At 73.4% G+C, this 16,377-nt stretch carries 14 protein-coding genes and 1 pseudogene; 8 read left to right on the top strand and 7 right to left on the bottom strand.

The window, feature by feature from the left end; genetic code table 11:
• Nucleotides 1–7: 7 nt before the first annotated feature.
• Nucleotides 8–613, top strand: coding sequence for a nucleoside triphosphate pyrophosphatase (locus IEZ01_RS29185; protein WP_019888987.1), 606 nt, complete (start codon nucleotides 8–10; stop codon nucleotides 611–613).
• Between the two features lie 7 nt (nucleotides 614–620).
• Here the strand turns inward: IEZ01_RS29185 and IEZ01_RS35280 are convergent, their stop codons facing one another.
• From IEZ01_RS35280 to IEZ01_RS29175, 3 genes and pseudogenes are all read right to left on the bottom strand, one after another.
• Nucleotides 621–1,655, bottom strand: a complete 1,035-nt coding sequence (locus tag IEZ01_RS35280) for an outer membrane protein assembly factor BamB family protein (RefSeq protein WP_019888986.1) — start codon at nucleotides 1,653–1,655, stop codon at nucleotides 621–623.
• Between the two features lie 392 nt (nucleotides 1,656–2,047).
• Nucleotides 2,048–2,686: pseudogene (locus IEZ01_RS35275) on the bottom strand (serine/threonine-protein kinase); the annotation flags it as partial.
• 137 nt (nucleotides 2,687–2,823) lie between these two features.
• Complete coding sequence (locus tag IEZ01_RS29175) at nucleotides 2,824–3,291, bottom strand: hypothetical protein (RefSeq protein ID WP_028797887.1); 468 nt, start codon at nucleotides 3,289–3,291, stop codon at nucleotides 2,824–2,826.
• 455 nt (nucleotides 3,292–3,746) lie between these two features.
• On the opposite strand from IEZ01_RS29175, the gene IEZ01_RS29170 reads away from it, so the two are divergent.
• Complete coding sequence (locus IEZ01_RS29170; protein ID WP_019888983.1) at nucleotides 3,747–5,501, top strand: acetyl/propionyl/methylcrotonyl-CoA carboxylase subunit alpha; 1,755 nt, start codon at nucleotides 3,747–3,749, stop codon at nucleotides 5,499–5,501.
• A gap of 108 nt (nucleotides 5,502–5,609) precedes the next feature.
• On the top strand, nucleotides 5,610–6,203 hold the full coding sequence (locus tag IEZ01_RS29165; protein WP_019888982.1) for a TetR/AcrR family transcriptional regulator: 594 nt from the start codon (nucleotides 5,610–5,612) through the stop codon (nucleotides 6,201–6,203).
• A 76-nt stretch (nucleotides 6,204–6,279) separates the two neighbouring features.
• On the opposite strand, the gene IEZ01_RS29160 is transcribed toward IEZ01_RS29165, so the two are convergent.
• Entirely contained in the window at nucleotides 6,280–7,194 is a 915-nt protein-coding gene (locus IEZ01_RS29160) for a DeoR/GlpR family DNA-binding transcription regulator (protein ID WP_028797885.1), read from the bottom strand.
• A gap of 181 nt (nucleotides 7,195–7,375) precedes the next feature.
• Nucleotides 7,376–8,815: an NAD(P)H-quinone dehydrogenase gene (locus tag IEZ01_RS29155; protein WP_019888980.1), complete on the bottom strand. Its 1,440-nt coding sequence runs from the start codon at nucleotides 8,813–8,815 to the stop codon at nucleotides 7,376–7,378.
• Nucleotides 8,816–8,978: 163 nt separating this feature from the next.
• On the opposite strand from IEZ01_RS29155, the gene IEZ01_RS29150 reads away from it, so the two are divergent.
• The 5 genes from IEZ01_RS29150 (at nucleotide 8,979) to IEZ01_RS29130 (ending at nucleotide 14,678) form a co-directional block, all read left to right on the top strand.
• Nucleotides 8,979–9,416 carry a gamma-glutamylcyclotransferase family protein gene (locus IEZ01_RS29150; RefSeq protein ID WP_028797884.1) on the top strand — a complete coding sequence of 146 codons (438 nt, stop codon included), beginning with the start codon at nucleotides 8,979–8,981 and terminating at the stop codon, nucleotides 9,414–9,416.
• 53 nt (nucleotides 9,417–9,469) lie between these two features.
• Nucleotides 9,470–9,748, top strand: coding sequence for a type II toxin-antitoxin system RelE family toxin (locus IEZ01_RS29145; RefSeq protein ID WP_189204664.1), 279 nt, complete (start codon nucleotides 9,470–9,472; stop codon nucleotides 9,746–9,748).
• Between the two features lie 201 nt (nucleotides 9,749–9,949).
• Nucleotides 9,950–10,774, top strand: coding sequence for a purine-nucleoside phosphorylase (locus IEZ01_RS29140; RefSeq protein WP_019888977.1), 825 nt, complete (start codon nucleotides 9,950–9,952; stop codon nucleotides 10,772–10,774).
• Between the two features lie 99 nt (nucleotides 10,775–10,873).
• Nucleotides 10,874–12,517, top strand: coding sequence for a phospho-sugar mutase (locus IEZ01_RS29135; protein ID WP_189204661.1), 1,644 nt, complete (start codon nucleotides 10,874–10,876; stop codon nucleotides 12,515–12,517).
• Between the two features lie 961 nt (nucleotides 12,518–13,478).
• The gene (locus tag IEZ01_RS29130) at nucleotides 13,479–14,678 is read left to right on the top strand and encodes a glycosyltransferase family 39 protein (RefSeq protein ID WP_189204659.1); all 1,200 of its coding nucleotides are present in this window, start codon (nucleotides 13,479–13,481) and stop codon (nucleotides 14,676–14,678) included.
• A 27-nt stretch (nucleotides 14,679–14,705) separates the two neighbouring features.
• On the opposite strand, the gene IEZ01_RS29125 is transcribed toward IEZ01_RS29130, so the two are convergent.
• Both IEZ01_RS29125 and IEZ01_RS29120 read right to left on the bottom strand, forming a co-directional pair.
• Nucleotides 14,706–15,338: a PH domain-containing protein gene (locus tag IEZ01_RS29125; RefSeq protein ID WP_019888974.1), complete on the bottom strand. Its 633-nt coding sequence runs from the start codon at nucleotides 15,336–15,338 to the stop codon at nucleotides 14,706–14,708.
• Between the two features lie 15 nt (nucleotides 15,339–15,353).
• Nucleotides 15,354–15,974, bottom strand: a complete 621-nt coding sequence (locus tag IEZ01_RS29120) for a class F sortase (RefSeq protein WP_189204657.1) — start codon at nucleotides 15,972–15,974, stop codon at nucleotides 15,354–15,356.
• Nucleotides 15,975–16,377: the final 403 nt, after the last annotated feature.

Raw genomic sequence — 16,377 nt, 5'->3', positions numbered from 1 at the left:
TCCTGACATGACTGCCGCCGCCCGCCGCCTCGTTCTCGCCTCCGCCTCGCCCGCACGGCTCGGTCTGCTGCGGCAGGCCGGACTCGCGCCCGAGGTGATCGTCAGCGGGGTCGACGAGGACGCGCTCACCGCTCCGACACCCGCCGAGCTCGCGCTCGTCCTCGGTGAGGCGAAGGCCGCCGCCGTCGCCGCGCGGCCCGAGGCCGCCGGGGCGCTCGTCATCGGGTGCGACTCCGTGCTCGAACTCGACGGCGAGGCGCTCGGCAAGCCCGCCGACGCCGAGGAGGCCACCGCCCGCTGGAAGTCGATGCGCGGGCGCTCCGGGATCCTGCAGACGGGTCACTGCGTGATCGACACGGCCACCGGCCGCCGCGCCTCCGCCACCGCCTCCACCACCGTCCGCTTCGGCGAACCGACCGACGCCGAGATCGCCGCGTACGTCGCCAGCGGCGAGCCCCTCCACGTGGCGGGCGCCTTCACCCTCGACGGCCGCTCCGCCCCCTTCGTCGACGGCATCGACGGCGACGCGGGCAATGTGATCGGCCTGTCCCTGCCGCTCCTGCGGCGGCTCCTGGCCGAGCTGGGGACCCCCATCACCGACCTGTGGGTCTGATCGGCACTCAGCCCCGACGCGGCCCGGCCACGTCCAGCGCGTACAGCGTGCGGCCCTGCGCCGCGTACAGCAGATCGCCGTCCAGGACCGGGCCGTGGACGGGGTCGCCGGGCATGGCGTGCCGCCAGACCTGCTTCCCGGAGCGGCTGTCCACGGCATAGAGCGTGCCCTGGTCCGTACCGAAGAGCAGGAGGCTCCCCTCCTCGCCCGCCCTCGGCGCCGTGGAGAGCCGGCCGGTGATCTGGCCGTCGGCGACGAACTTCCAGAGCCGGCCGCCGTACTTCCTGCTCACGGCGTAGAGCGCCTCGCCGTACCGGAACACCACCCGATCCTCGACGACCGTCGGCGGCTCCTGGTCGACGTTCACGCTGTCGCCGTCCGCGGCGAACTCCCACCGCTCCCCCTCGGCGGTGAGCGGCTCGCACGCCACGCCGCGCCGTGTGTGGACGTGCAGGTGCTTGTCCACCTCGGTGGCCGCGGAGACCGTACCGGCCGGCAGGGTGCGCGCCGCGGACTCCTCGCCGTCCGGTACGGACACGGTCCAGCGCTCCGCCCGCCCGCTCGGCGTCCTTCCCTCCAGGCCGTACAGCGCCACGGCGTCGCCCTCGTCCCACGCCAGCGTGGCGCCGCCCGGGCGTTCCTCCATCAGCACGATGCCGTTGGGGCTCAGGGCCTTGACGGTGTCGACGCCCGAATCGCCCGCGGCGACGAGGAAGCGGCCGGCGCCGGCCTGCGGCAGCAGCCTGGCCCTGCCTCCGGGGAACAGCTCCGACCAGCGCTTCTCCCCCGACTCCCGGTCCAGGCCGTACAGCGTGTCCTTGGCCATCGCCAGGACGACGTCCTGCTTGCCCTGCCGGATCCGCCCGACGGCCACGGGCACCTCGGCAGGGCCCGGCCCGTCGCCGAGTTCGACGGCCCATGCCAGGGCCTGGCTGTCCTGGCCGACCAGCACGATCCTGCCGAGTTCGTCACCGAAGGCGACGAAGCCCCGCCCCGGCGCGGGCGCCGTGACGAGCGCGGCATCGTGCGTGTATGCGTCCATGAAGGGTCCTGGAGCTGCGGGCCGGCGCGGCCGCCGGGGTCACGCGTCAGGGCCCACGCCCCGCCGAGCAGCGCCGCCGAGAGGCCGACACCGCCACCGAGCAGGGCCCGCCGGCTGATCCGCCTGCCGACGGGAGAGGCGGTCGCGGGCGGCCTGGGCACGACCCGCGTCGGGGCGACCGGAGTGACGGGCGCCGTGGGCGCGGAGGCCGGCGGCGTCAGCACCCGTGTGGCGGCGTCGGACGTCAGCGCCCGCAGCCTCCCCGACCGGCGCGTGAGGTCCGCCAGCACCGGTCCCGGCAGCCAGCTCTCCGCACCGCCCGGAATCCCGGCCGCCAGTTCCCGCGCCTCGGGCCGGTCGGCCGGGTGCTTCGCCAGCATCCGGCCGACCACCTCCGCCAGCCGGGGCGGCAGACCCTCCAGCTCCGGTTCCTCGTGGACGACGCGGTACAGCAGCTCGTATCCGGCTCCGGAGCCGAACGGGCCGCGCCCGGTCGCCGCGTACGCCACCACCGCCCCGAGCGAGAAGACATCGCCCGCCGACCCGACGGTCCGCCCCGAGGCCTGCTCCGGCGGCATGTAGCCGGGCGAACCGATCACCACGCCCGTGCCGGTCAGCACGGTGTCGTCGGCCGCGCGGGCGATCCCGAAGTCGATCAGCAGGGGTCCGTCGGCGGCGAGCAGCACATTGGTCGGCTTGACGTCCCGGTGCACGAGTCCGGCGGCGTGGACGGTGACCAGCGCCTGCGCCAGACCGCCCAGCAGGCGCCGTACGGCCTCTTCGGGGAGGGGGCCGTGGGCGGCCACGGCGGCGCCCAGCGACGGCCCGGGGACGTACTCGGTGGCCAGCCACGGCAGCGGCCCGGCGGTGTCGAAGCCGACGACCGGCACCATGCCCGGCCCGCTCACCGCCTGGCAGGCCCGCACCTCGCGCGCGAACCGCTTCCGGAAGCCGGGCGCGTCCGCCAGGTCCGGGCGTACGGTCTTGAGCGCGACGGCCTTTCCTTCGGCGGTCAGGGCGAGATAGACCACCCCCCTGTCGCCTTCACCCAGACGGGCGAGCACCGGATACGGGCCTATCTCCGCGGGATCCCCAGCACGCAGCGACTCCACAACACCCCCATGCGTCACCGTGGTTCTACCGCATGGGCCCCCGCCCACGCCGTTCTCTACGCGGCGGCCGATCCGCTCGCGGGAGGCGTCGTCGGCTGCGGGGGCGGGCCACCGGCGTCCGCGTCGGTCTCCCCGTACGCCACCAGAGTGAGCACGATCAGCCCCAGCACGACCATCATCAACGCGAAGGCCGCCCAGCCCACCAGACCCACCGTCACCGCTCCGAGGACGCCGTGCACCACCGCGCAGCCGATCAGAAGGACACGGCTCGGGCGGCCGGGGCGGCGGTCGCGGACGCCGGCGAGCAGGCAGACCAGCGCGCACAGGGCGAGCAGCAGGCCCGAGACGATGCCGAGCGCCCATGTGCCCGTCACCATCGCGTCGGGGTCCAGGCCGTCGAGGGACATCGACTGGATCTCGACGAACCGGGCCATCACGGCGTTGAGGGCGACGATGCCCACCGCCTCGAGCAGCAGCACGAGCGCGGCCACCAGAGCTATCGGTCTGCGGGCCACCTGGGCCACCCCCTGAAACCTGCGTTACCAGCAGTACGGACGACAGCGCGCAGGCTACTAACGGGTAAACCTTGGGGCAAGGGTCCTGCGCGGCGCGATCCGATCGCCCTACGCTGGCAAAGAATCATTCGGCCATTCGTAGGGACTCCACAAAGAAACGGGAACGCCCCCTGGACGCCGCGACAGAGACCTTGGCCACACCGCAGGGTTACTGTGCCGTGCAGGAACCCTGCGTACCGTGGTGTGACAAGGGGTTTCACGAACGTGGCAAGCCGTGAATCACGCTCCGTGTGGGCAAGCTCACCATTGGGGACGGGTCGAAAGGCCGTGTCGGCAGTCCCTAAACTCAGCGTGTTCTGGGAAGTCATCGGCGCGGTGACCCGTCGAGCACCCTGGCTCGGGTGGATCCGGCCGGGGGTCCGGGGGCACGCCCCCTGGAAAAACACTGCAAGGAGGGAGCCATCGTGCGCAAGGTGCTCATCGCCAACCGTGGCGAAATCGCTGTCCGTGTCGCCCGTGCCTGCCGGGATGCCGGGATCGCCAGCGTAGCTGTCTACGCCGACCCGGACCGGGACGCACTGCATGTACGCGCGGCCGACGAGGCGTTCGCCCTGGGCGGTGACACCCCGGCGGCCAGCTACCTCGACATGGCCAAGGTGTTGCAGGCCGCGAAGGACGCCGGGGCGGACGCCATCCACCCGGGTTACGGATTCCTGTCCGAGAACGCGGACTTCGCACAGGCCGTGATCGACGCGGGCCTGACCTGGATCGGCCCGCCGCCGCAGGCCATCCGCGACCTGGGTGACAAGGTGGCGGCCCGTCACATCGCCCAGCGCGCCGGCGCGCCGCTGGTCGCGGGCACCCCCGACCCGGTCTCCGGCGCCGACGAGGTCGTCGCCTTCGCCGAGGAGCACGGCCTGCCGATCGCGATCAAGGCCGCCTTCGGTGGCGGTGGCCGCGGTCTGAAGGTCGCCCGGACCCTGGAAGAGGTGCCGGAGCTGTACGACTCGGCGGTCCGCGAGGCCGTCGCCGCCTTCGGCCGTGGCGAGTGCTTCGTCGAGCGGTACCTGGACAAGCCGCGCCACGTCGAGACCCAGTGCCTCGCCGACCAGCACGGCAATGTCGTGGTCGTCTCCACCCGTGACTGCTCGCTGCAGCGCCGCCACCAGAAGCTGGTGGAGGAGGCGCCGGCGCCGTTCCTCTCCGAGGAGCAGAACGCCCAGCTCTACGCCGCCTCCAAGGCCATCCTCAAGGAGGCCGGCTACGTCGGCGCGGGCACCGTCGAGTTCCTCGTCGGCCTGGACGGGACGATCTCCTTCCTGGAGGTCAACACCCGTCTCCAGGTGGAGCACCCGGTCACCGAAGAGGTCACCGGCATCGACCTGGTCCGTGAGATGTTCAGGATCGCCGACGGCGAGGAGCTCGGCTACGACGACCCGGCCATCCGCGGTCACTCGTTCGAGTTCCGGATCAACGGCGAGGACCCGGGCCGCAACTTCCTCCCGGCCCCCGGCACCGTCACCACCTTCGCCGCGCCGACCGGCCCCGGTGTCCGGCTGGACGCCGGTGTCGAGTCCGGCTCGGTCATCGGCCCGGCGTGGGACTCGCTGCTCGCCAAGCTCGTCGTGACCGGTGCGACGCGTGAGCAGGCGCTCCAGCGTGCGGCGCGGGCACTGGCCGAGTTCAAGGTGGAGGGCATGGCCACGGCCATCCCCTTCCACCAGGCCGTCGTCGTCGACCCGGCGTTCACCGCGGACCCGTTCCGGGTGCACACGCGCTGGATCGAAACCGAGTTCGTCAACGAGATCAAGCCGTTCTCCACCGGTGCCGTCGAGGCCGAGGAGGACGAGGCCGGCCGCGAGACGATCGTCGTCGAGGTCGGCGGCAAGCGGCTCGAGGTGTCGCTGCCGTCGTCGCTGGGGATGACCCTGGCCCGTACGGGCCTGGCGGCCGGTGCGAAGCCGAAGCGCCGCGCGGCGAAGAAGTCCACGTCGGCGGCTTCCGGCGACACCCTGACCTCCCCGATGCAGGGCACCATCGTCAAGGTGGCCGTCGAGGAGGGCGCCGAGGTCAAGGAGGGCGACCTGATCGTCGTCCTGGAGGCCATGAAGATGGAGCAGCCGCTGAACGCGCACCGCGCGGGCACGGTCAAGGGCCTGTCGGCCGAGGTCGGCGCCTCGGTCAGCTCGGGCGCCGCGATCTGTGAGATCAAGGACTGACGGCCGTAGCCGAAATACGCCGAGGGGCCCGTGGACCTGACCGTCCGCGGGCCCCTTGCCGTAGGCGCGATGGCATCCTGGAGGGGCCGGCGGGAGGAGGTCGGAACGATGACGGGTACGACAGGTGCGGCAGGCGCCGTGGCCGCGGTGCGGCCGATGCGGGCGGACGCCCGGCGTAATTACGAGCGTCTGGTGGACGAGGCGCGGGCCGCCTTCGCCGAGCACGGCACGGACGCGTCGCTGGAGGACGTCGCCCGCCGGGCGGGGGTCGGCATCGGCACGCTGTACCGGCACTTCCCCAACCGCCACGCGCTGATGAACGCCGTCTTCCAGGAGGCCCTGGCGTCGCTGGTCGAGCGCTCCCACGCACTGGCGGACGCGGGCGAGCCGTGCCGGGCCCTGGTGGAGTGGCTCCGCGACCTGATCACCCATGCGGGTGAGTACCGCGGGCTGGCCCGGGCGCTCATGTCGGCGTCGTACGACGAGAGTTCGGCGCTGTCACAGTGCAGTGTGCCGTTGCGCGCGGCGGGCGAGCGGCTGCTGGCCCGGGCGCAGGAGGCGGGCACCGTACGCCCGGACGTCTCGATCGGCGATCTGCTACAGCTGACCAACGCGATCGCACTGGCGGCCGAACAGAACCCGGACGACACCGCCTTGGCGGACCGGCTGCTCACGCTGACCCTGCGTGGCCTGAAGACCTGATCGCCGGCCGGCGCCCCGGCCGGGCGGCCGCCCCAAGAAGGTCTGGGCGCAGGTCCGAGCCAGGCCTGGCGGAGGCTCAGCGCCGCCGCAGGTCCGCCACCCGTACGGCGCCGCGGTCCTGGGGCGGCCCGTCGGCCAGGCCTGCGGCCGCCGCGCTCCTGAGGGCGCCTGGGTGACGGGCGCGCTGGCCCGGCAGGGGGACGTCCCGCCGGGGCTGGCGGCCCGGTGGGGCGGCGTCCGCCTGGCCCGTCCCCGCGACCGCGATCTGTACGCCCTGGTCGGCCAGGGCCTGCAGCTCGGTGGCGGCGCGGTCGTCGTGGGCGGGGGGCTCGTCGGTGACCAGGCGGGTGATCACATCCGTGGGCACCGTCTGGAACATCGTGTCGGTGCCCAGCTTGGTGTGGTCGGCGAGGACCACGACCTCCGCGGCCGCCTGGACCAGCGCCCGGTCCACGCTCGCGGAGAGCATGTTGGACGTGGACAGGCCGCGCTCGGCGGTGAGCCCGCTCCCGGAGAGGAAGGCCCGGGTGACCCGGAGGCCCTGCAGGGACTGCTCGGCCCCGCTGCCCACCAGCGCGTAGTTGGAGCCGCGCAGGGTGCCACCGGTCATGACGACCTCGACGCGGTTGGCATGGGCGAGGGCCTGGGCCACCAGCAGGGAGTTGGTGACGACGGTCAGTCCGGGCACCCGGGCCAGCCGGCGGGCCAGCTCCTGGGTGGTGGTCCCGGCGCCGACGACGATGGCCTCGCCCTCGTCGACCAGGCCCGCGGCGAGGTCGGCGATGGCGGTCTTCTCCGCCGTCGCGAGATGGGATTTCTGCGGAAAGCCGGACTCTCGCGTGAATCCGCCCGGCAGTACCGCACCGCCGTGCCGGCGGTCGAGGAGTCCTTCTGCCTCCAGTGCCCGCACGTCCCGCCGTACGGTCACTTCGGAGGTCTGGACGACGCGGGCGAGCTCACGGAGCGACACGGCCCCATTGGCTCGCACCATTTCGAGGATCAGTTGACGACGTTCTGCAGCGAACACGAAACTGACAGTAACCCCAGCAGCCGATACTTTTCAGCACTATGCGCCGAATAAGAGAAGTTATGCGCAGACGGGGCCACCAAGTGGTATGGGTGGCCCCGTACTTGTCCGGACTTGCCGGGGGTTCATCGGGATTATCCGACGGTCACGCTTCCCCGGTCGCCTTACGGGTGTGCAACTGCCGTGCCACTTCCGCGATCGAGCCCGACAGGGAGGGGTACACCGTGAAAGCGTTTGCGATCTGTTCGACCGTCAGATTGTTGTCGACCGCGATCGAGATCGGGTGGATCAATTCGCTGGCGCGCGGCGCCACGACACAGCCGCCGACCACGATTCCCGTGCCCGGGCGGCAGAAGATCTTCACGAAGCCGTCCCGGATGCCCTGCATCTTGGCGCGCGGGTTGCGCAGCAGCGGCAGCTTCACGACCCGGGCGTCGATCTTGCCCGCCTCGACGTCGGCCTGTGTGTAGCCGACGGTGGCGATCTCGGGGTCGGTGAAGACGTTCGAGGACACCGTCTTCAGGTTCAGCGGCGTGACGGCGTCGCCGAGGAAGTGGTACATCGCGATCCGGCCCTGCATCGCCGCGACCGAGGCCAGCGCGAAGACCCCGGTGACGTCACCGGCCGCGTACACGCCGGGGGCGGTGGTGCGGGAGACCTTGTCGGTCCAGATGTGGCCCGAGTCCTTGAGCCGGACGCCGGCCTCCTCCAGGCCCATCCCGGCCGAGTTCGGGACGGCGCCGACCGCCATCAGGCAGTGGGTGCCGGAGATGACCCGGCCGTCGGCGAGGGTGACCTCGACGCGGTCGCCGACCCGCTTGGCGGACTCGGCGCGGGAGCGGGCCATGACGTTCATGCCGCGGCGGCGGAAGACGTCCTCGAGGACGGCGGCGGCGTCCGGGTCCTCGCCCGGCAGCACGCGGTCACGGGAGGAGACGAGGGTGACGCGGGAGCCCAGCGCCTGGTAGGCACCGGCGAACTCGGCGCCGGTGACACCGGAACCGACCACGATGAGCTCTTCGGGGAGCTCCTTGAGGTCGTACACCTGGGTCCAGTTGAGGATCCGCTCCCCGTCGGGCCGGGCGTCCGGCAGCTCGCGCGGGTGGCCGCCGGTCGCGATCAGCACGGCGTCGGCGACGAGGGTCTCCTCGGTGCCGTCGGCCGCGGTCACGACCACCTGGCGGGAACCGTCCACGGCCTGACGGCCCGACAGCCGGCCCCGGCCGCGCAGCACGCGCGCGCCCGCACGCGTGACGGAGGCGGTGATGTCGTGGGACTGGGCGAGCGCGAGCCGCTTCACCCGCCGGTTGACCTTGCCGAGGTCGACACCGACGACGCGGGCCGCCTGCTCCACATGGGGAGTGTCGTCGGCGACGATGATGCCGAGCTCCTCGTAGGAGGAGTCGAAGGTGGTCATCACCTCGGCCGTCGCGATCAGGGTCTTCGAAGGTACGCAGTCGGTCAGGACGGACGCTCCGCCGAGGCCGTCGCAGTCGACGACGGTCACCTCCGCGCCGAGCTGGGCGCCCACCAGGGCCGCCTCGTATCCGCCAGGTCCGCCACCGATGATCACGATCCGGGTCACGTGGGTTACGCCTCGCGCTCTCGTTCTGCCGGGGGGTGACCCCGCTGGGCGTGCAGTGCGTACTCCATTGTCCCGCACGCTTCAAGTGATCACGCCCCGGGGCCTCCATACGGGCCCGGCGGGCTTCGGCGAGCACCCGTCCACCTCCCGTACCCTCGATCCCATGTCGCTCTACGCCGCGTACGCCGGCAACCTCGACGCGCGGCTGATGAGCCGCCGCGCACCGCATTCGCCGCTGCGCGGCACCGGATGGCTCAACGGCTGGCGGTTGACGTTCGGCGGCGAGCAGATGGGCTGGGAGGGCGCGCTCGCCACGATCGTGGAGGCACCGCGTTCACAGGTCTTCGTCGCGCTGTACGACATCGCGCCGATGGACGAGGACTCGATGGACCGCTGGGAGGGTGTCGGCCTCGACATCTACCGCCGGATGCGGGTCCGGGTGGACACCCTGGACGGCGAGGAGCCGGCCTGGGTGTACGTCCTCAACGGCTACGAGGGCGGGCTGCCGTCCGCCCGCTACCTGGGCGAGATCGCGGACGCGGCGGACTCGGCGGGCGCGCCCCACGACTACGTGATGGAGCTGCGCAAGCGGCCCTGCTGAGCGGGGTCCGTACCCCCTACACTCGGCTCCGGAAGCAGGGCGGAGGGAGCATCATGCCCACGTACCAGGTGTTCTTCACCGAGCAGGCGGCCGCGGCCCGTGACCGGCTCGACGACGAACAGCGCGCGGCGTTCGACAAGGGCATCTCGTTGCTCGCCCGAGACCCGTTCCTGGACCTTTCCCGGCCGATAAGCGCCACCGGAGACGACCGCACGATCCGGCTCACCCAGAACATCCTCGTGGAGTACACGGTGAGCATGGGCCGGCTGCTGATCTTCATCGTCGAGGTGTTCAACGACAAGGACGTGCTGGTCACGGACGTCAACGGCTGATCCCGCCCGGGGTGCCGACCGCGTTCGTCGGATGTGACAAGACAACGATCGCATGTCCGTGGGCAACGTCATCTACGCGCGTAGGCATTCTCGGGCTACGCTCTTGCGCGTACAAAAAACCTCCCGGGGCCGACCCCGGGCCCCGGCCGGACCGATTCCGGGCAGGCCGGGACCACGCTCCTTCCCGAGGCGAGAGACTCAGTGAACGCATCTGCCACCCCGGACCACACCCTCGGCGACCCGCTGGCCGCCGCCGACGCCGCCGCCGCGCGGCTGCGCGAGCTGACGGGTGCCGAGACCCACGACGTCGCCCTGGTGATGGGCTCCGGCTGGGCTCCGGCCGTCGACGCGCTCGGTGCCCCCGAGGCCGAGTTCCCGGTCACCGAGCTGCCCGGCTTCCCGCCGCCCGCGGTCGAGGGCCACGGCGGCAAGATCCGCTCGTACAAGATCGGTGAGCGGCGCGTCCTGGTCTTCCTCGGCCGTACGCACTTCTACGAGGGCCGCGGTGTCGCCGCCGTGTCGCACGGCGTCCGTACCGCCGTCGCCGCCGGCTGCAAGACCGTCGTCCTCACCAACGGCTGCGGTGGTCTGCGCGAGGGCATGCGCCCCGGCCAGCCGGTGCTGATCAGCGACCACATCAACCTCACGGCGACCTCCCCGATCATCGGTGCGAACTTCGTCGACCTGACCGACCTGTACTCGCCGCGTCTGCGCGCGCTGTGCAAGGAGGTCGACCCCACCCTCGAAGAGGGTGTCTACGTGCAGTTCCCCGGCCCGCACTACGAGACGCCGGCCGAGATCAACATGGTCCGCGTGCTCGGCGGCGACCTGGTCGGCATGTCCACCGTCCTCGAGGCCATCGCGGCCCGTGAGGCCGGCGCCGAGGTGCTCGGCATCTCCCTCGTCACCAACCTGGCCGCCGGTCTGACCGGCGAGCCCCTCAACCACGAGGAAGTCCTCCAGGCCGGCCGCGACTCGGCCGCCCGGATGGGCGAGCTGCTCACGCGGGTTCTCGACCGCATCTAGCCGCACGCACGGCGACATACGGGGTACGGGTTACGGGGCAGGCCCCGCAAGCCGTACCCCGTACCCCTTCCCCGCACCACACCAGAGAGGCAGAACACCGTGCAGCAGCAGGACCTCATCGCCCGGGCCGAGGCGTGGCTGGCCGAGGATCCGGACAGCGAGACCCGCGAGGAGCTGGCCAAGCTCATCGAGTCCGGTGACACGGACGAGCTGGCCGCCCGGTTCGGCGGCACGCTCCAGTTCGGTACCGCCGGGCTGAGGGGCGAGCTGGGCGCCGGGCCCATGCGGATGAACCGTTCCGTCGTCATCCGGGCCGCCGCCGGTCTCGCCGCGTACCTCAAGGCGAAGGGGCAGACCGACGGCCTGGTCGTGATCGGCTACGACGCCCGCTACAAGTCCGCCGACTTCGCCCTGGACACCGCCGCGGTGATGATCGGCGCCGGCCTGCGCGCCGCCGTCCTGCCCCGCCCGCTGCCGACGCCGGTCCTCGCGTACGCCATAAGGCTGCTGGGCGCCGCGGCCGGTGTCGAGGTGACCGCCAGCCACAACCCGCCGCGGGACAACGGCTACAAGGTGTACCTCGGCGACGGCTCGCAGATCGTGCCGCCCGCCGACGCGGAGATCGCCGCCGAGATCGACGCGATCGCCTCGCTGAACGACGTGCCGCGCGCCACGGAGGGCTGGCAGACCCTCGGCGACGAGGTCCTGGAGTCGTACCTGGAGCGTACGGACGCGGTCCTGTCGGGCGGCTCGCCGCGCACCGCCAAGGTCGTCTACACGGCCATGCACGGCGTCGGCAAGGACGTCGTCCTCGCCGCGTTCGAGCGGGCCGGATTCCCGGAGCCGGTACTCGTGGCCGAACAGGCCGAGCCCGACCCGGCCTTCCCGACGGTCGCCTTCCCCAACCCGGAGGAGCCGGGCGCGATGGACCTGGCCTTCGCCAAGGCCCGCGAGGTCCGGCCGGACATCGTCATCGCCAACGACCCGGACGCCGACCGCTGCGCGGTGGCCGTCCCGGACAACGGCGACTGGCGGATGCTGCGCGGCGACGAGGTCGGCGCGCTGCTCGCCGAGCACCTGGTGCACAAGGGCGCGACCGGGGTCTTCGCCGAGTCGATCGTGTCGTCGTCGCTGCTCGGCCGGATCGCGGAGGCCGCCCGGCTCGGCTACGAGGAGACCCTGACCGGCTTCAAGTGGATCGCCCGCGTGGAGGGCCTGCGGTACGGCTACGAGGAGGCGCTGGGCTACTGCGTCGACCCGGAGGGCGTGCGCGACAAGGACGGCGTCACGGCGGCGCTGCTCGTCACCGAGCTGGCCTCGGAGCTGAAGGAGCAGGGCCGTACGCTCCAGGACCTGCTGGACGACCTGGCGGTGGCCCACGGCCTGCACGCCACCGACCAGCTGTCGGTCCGCGTCGAGGACCTGAGCGTCATCGCGGCCGCGATGCGCCGCCTGCGCGAGCACCCGCCGACCGCCCTGGCCGGCCTGACCGTCGTCTCGGCGGAGGACCTGACCAAGGGCTCGGAGAAGCTGCCGCCGACGGACGGCTTGCGCTACTACCTGGAGGGCGACTTCAGGGCCCGCGTGATCGTCCGCCCGAGCGGCACGGAGCCGAAGCTCAAGTGCTACCTGGAGGTCGTGGTCCCGGTCGCCGACGCGAGCGAACTGACCACGGCCCGCGCGACGGCGACGGACGTCCTGACGGCCGTGAAGCGCGACCTGGCGACGGCGGCGGGCATCTGACGACCGGTCCGCTGGTGGAAGCGGGGCGTGCCCGTATGGAGCGGTTCCGTACGGGCACGCGCGCGTGAGGGGGCGGGGTCTGCGGCGCCCCAGGCGCCCTCGCCTGCGCGGCCGGCCTGGGAGCGCGCGGGCGGGGGCCTGCGGTACCGGCACGCGCACGTGAAGGGCCGGCGGCGACCCGGAGGGGGGTCTGCGGGGGTCGGCACGCGCACGTGAAGGGCCGGCGGCGACCCGGAGGGGGCTGCAGGGGTCGGTACGTGCCCGCACCGGGGCCGTCGGCGCGGCGCGGGCGACAGCCGCGCGGCGGGTGGGGCCGACCGGGCCCCCCGGGGGCGGTGTCCCCGCCGGTGGCGACAGCCGCGCGGCGGGTGGGCCTCGGCAGGCTCACCCGCCGCCCATGACGGCACGCGCGCGTGAAGGGGATGGTGGCCCGAGGCCCGGCGGGGCCCCGCTGCCCGAGCCCGGGGTTCCGACAGGGCCGGCACCTGCACGTACCGGGGTGGCCGCGCCACCCGGCGGGCCCCGGGCGGCCGCCGCCGGCGAGCGGTACCCACCCGCCCAGCCAGCGCGGCCTGCGCGCCCTTGCCCCGGGGGAAGCGAAGGCCGTCCCCGGCCGGGCGCCGCCGCCCGGGGCCGAGTGCCCGCGCGGCGGAGGCCCGATCGCTGTGCCCGCACCGGGGCCGCCGGCGCAGCGCCCAGGACCGTGCGGCCGCGCGGCGGAGGCCCGATCGCTGTGCCCGCACCGGGGCCGTCGGCGCAGCGCCCAGGACCGTGCGGCCGCGCGGCGGAGGCCCGATCGGCTCACCCGCCGCCGGTGGCCGCACGCGTGCGTTCGGGTGCGTGGGGGACGCCCGTGCGGGTGGAATCGCTACGGCAGGTGCCGCAAGGGTCCGTGCCCCGTACGGGCGCGCGCGTCAGGGTGACTCCCGCCCTTCGACGCCGAGTCCCTGGAGCCGCCTCCGTGACGCCGGTCATCACGCTCCGACCCACCGTCCCGGCCTCCCGCAAGCCCGTGCCCCCGGGCGACGGCGGGGGCGGTGGCGCGCCGGTACGGGCGGTGCGGGGGGCGCTGCGGCACGCCGCGCCGGCGCTGCTCGGGTATCTCGCCGTACGGGCCCTCGGGCTGCTGGTGCTCGCCCGCTGGACGCATCTCAAGGGCCACGGCGTCTGGCCCGCGCTGGCCACCTCGTGGGACTCCCGCTGGTACCTGGAGATCGCCGACCGCGGCTACCAGGCCCACCTCGGCACCCTCCTCGACGACAACAACCTCGCCTTCTTCCCGTTCTACCCCGCCCTGATCAAGGCCGTCGCCGCCGTCACCCCCGGCTCGCGGGCCTCCGTGGGGCTGGTCATCGCCGTCGTCTGCTCGCTCCTCGCCGCGTGGGGGATCTTCGCCGTCGGCGACCGCCTGCACGGCCGCCGTACGGGCACCGTCCTCGCCGTCCTGTGGGGCGCCCAGCCCGTCGCCCTGGTCCAGTGGATGGGGTACACCGAGTCGCTGTTCACCGCCCTCACCGCGTGGGCGCTCTACGCGGTCCTGGACGGGCGCTGGTACGCGGCGGGCGCCCTCGCGGTCGCCGCCGGGCTGACGCGGCCCACCGGGATCGCCGTGGCCGCGGCCGTGACCGTCGCCGCCCTGCTTTCGGCGGCCCGCGGCGGCGGCCGAACCCCGCTCCTCGCCGCCCTGCTGGCCCCGGTCGGATGGTTCGGCTACATCGGCTGGGTCGCGCTGCGCCTCGGCCGCTGGGACGGCTACTTCGCCGTCCAGAAGCTCTGGCGCAACGAGTGGGACGGCGGCACCCGCACCCTGCGCGAACTCCGTGACCATCTCGTCTACGGCCGCGACCCGCAGCTCTTCCTGGCCATGGTCTCGCTGGTGCTGCTGGGGTCCCTGTTCCTGTACGTGCTGTGCCTGGCGGACCGCCAGCCCGCCGCGCTGCTGGTGTTCGCGGGGGCGCTGCTGCTGGTCGTCCTGGGCAGCGGCGGCGTCTACTTCCCCCGCGCCCGCTTCCTGCTCCCCGGCTTCCCGCTGCTGCTTCCCGTCGCCGTCGCCGTCGCCCGCGCCCGCCCGCACGTGGCGGCGCTGGTCCTGGGCGTGGCGGCGGTGACCTCGGCGTGGCTGGGCGGCTACATGCTGATGGTGTGGCCGGGCCCGCCGTGAGCGTGCGTGTGCTGCTGCGCGGCCGGGTCAGCCCGTGGCGAGGAGGACGACCAGCACCACCACGCCGGCGACCGCCGGGCCGATGATCTCGTACGCCCAGCGGATCTGCGCCTCGCCCTGCGCCTCGGGCCGGGAGGCACACCGCTCGCCGAGCTCGCGCAGGTCGGCGACCGCCCGGTCGGCGGGGGCCAGCCGGGCCGCGTCGGTGACGTCGACGTGGACGGACGTACGGCCGTGCGGGTCGTCCTGGGCGCGCTGGGTCTGCTTACGGGCCGCCCGCTTGCGCTGGCGCAGGGAGACCGGGATCGACCAGAGCTGGTACTTCTTGCCGTCCCGGGTGAGGACCTCGCTGGAGTACCCGGCGCGGACGTCGGCGACGGCGGCCCAGGGCAGCAGGATGTTCCGGAAGGGGTTGCGGATCCGCAGCCGGTCGTCGTTGGCGTAGACGGCCGGGCGAAGCGTGAACGCGACGATCAGCGGCACAACGATCAGCAGGACGGCCAGCGCGTTCCAGGGGGTGCGGCCGTCACCGCGGACGAGGGCGTCGCCGCCGATCCAGGCGCCGAGGGCGAGCAGCAGCACCCCTCCGGCGATCCCGAAGGGCGACCGGAAGACACGGTCGGCGTGGGCCGGCTCAGGGGGCTGGGAGCTGCTCGTCATGCAGCCGATTCTGCCTCACGCCACCTGGGGGACGAGATCGGCGTACAGGATGATGTTGTCGGGCCGGTGCCCGTCGACCAGGTCTCCGCCGCAGGTGATGAGCCGCAGTTCGGGGCGGGTCGTGTCGCGGTAGACCTTCTGGGTCGGGAAGGCCTTCTTGGCGACCTGCTCCAGCTCGCGGACGCGGAAGACGGCGGTGGTGCCGTCGGCGCGGCCGACGGTGATCTCGTCGCCCGGCTTGATCCGCGAGACGTTCTTGAGGACGGCGGGGCCCTTCTCCGTGTCGAAGTGACCGATGAGGACGGCCGGGCCGGTCTCGCCGGGCGTGACGCCCTTGCCGTACCAGCCGATTCTGTCCGCGTCCGCGACGGAGGGCACCTCGACGGTCCCGTCGGCGGCAAGCCCGAGGTCCAGGACGGGCCCGGTGTCGACCCCGGCGGCCGGGACCCGTACCCGTACCGGCTTCGACCTGGCCATCGGCGCGGCCGCGGCGGGCCGTGCCTTGGCAGGCGCGGAGGCGGTGGCCGCGATGTGGGCGGGCGGGGTACTGGCCGCGGGCCCGGACCCGGACCCGCAGGCGGTGAGGGAGGCCGCGGCGGCGAGGGTGAGCGCCGCGACGGCGAGGCGGTACCTCATGGAGGGCTCCTGTACGAGCGACGGGCCGCCACAGGGATGCGACGGCCCGCCGGGGTGGGGTGAGGGTGGTGCACCTGCTCGGGTCAAGGGGCAGGCGGCGGGGCGAGGTCCGGACCGGTTGGGGCCGCCCCGGACGTGCGCCCCGCCGAGGGGGTCCGCGGCGGGAAGGGGAGTCCCCGCCGCGGGCCCGACGGGGGTGGGAGCCCCGCCGGGGTGACGGCGGGAGGGGGTCCCACCGCCAGGGGTCCGGAGGGCACCGCCCTTCCGGGGGTACGGAAGGGAGCGACGGTCCCGCCGGGGGTCCGGAGGGCACCGCCCTTCCGGGGGTACGGAAGGGAGCGACGGTCCCGCCGGGGGTCCGGAGGGCACCGCCCTTCCGGGGGTACGGAAGGGTCGGGGAAGC

It is taken from the genome of Streptomyces purpureus (assembly GCF_014648195.1).
Lineage (GTDB): Bacteria > Actinomycetota > Actinomycetes > Streptomycetales > Streptomycetaceae > Streptomyces > Streptomyces purpureus.
This window is presented reverse-complemented; position numbering and strand designations above follow the sequence as displayed.

What these genes read in the sequence shown, in the direction of transcription:
- IEZ01_RS35280 (WP_019888986.1), bottom strand. Translation starts at nt 1,655, where the DNA reads ATGGACGCATACACGCACGATGCCGCGCTCGTCACGGCGCCCGCGCCG.
- IEZ01_RS29120 (WP_189204657.1), bottom strand. Translation starts at nt 15,974, where the DNA reads ATGAGGTACCGCCTCGCCGTCGCGGCGCTCACCCTCGCCGCCGCGGCC.
- IEZ01_RS29165 (WP_019888982.1), top strand. Translation starts at nt 5,610, where the DNA reads ATGACGGGTACGACAGGTGCGGCAGGCGCCGTGGCCGCGGTGCGGCCG.
- IEZ01_RS29150 (WP_028797884.1), top strand. Translation starts at nt 8,979, where the DNA reads ATGTCGCTCTACGCCGCGTACGCCGGCAACCTCGACGCGCGGCTGATG.
- IEZ01_RS29185 (WP_019888987.1), top strand. Translation starts at nt 8, where the DNA reads ATGACTGCCGCCGCCCGCCGCCTCGTTCTCGCCTCCGCCTCGCCCGCA.
- IEZ01_RS29125 (WP_019888974.1), bottom strand. Translation starts at nt 15,338, where the DNA reads ATGACGAGCAGCTCCCAGCCCCCTGAGCCGGCCCACGCCGACCGTGTC.
- IEZ01_RS29160 (WP_028797885.1), bottom strand. Translation starts at nt 7,194, where the DNA reads ATGGTGCGAGCCAATGGGGCCGTGTCGCTCCGTGAGCTCGCCCGCGTC.
- IEZ01_RS29145 (WP_189204664.1), top strand. Translation starts at nt 9,470, where the DNA reads ATGCCCACGTACCAGGTGTTCTTCACCGAGCAGGCGGCCGCGGCCCGT.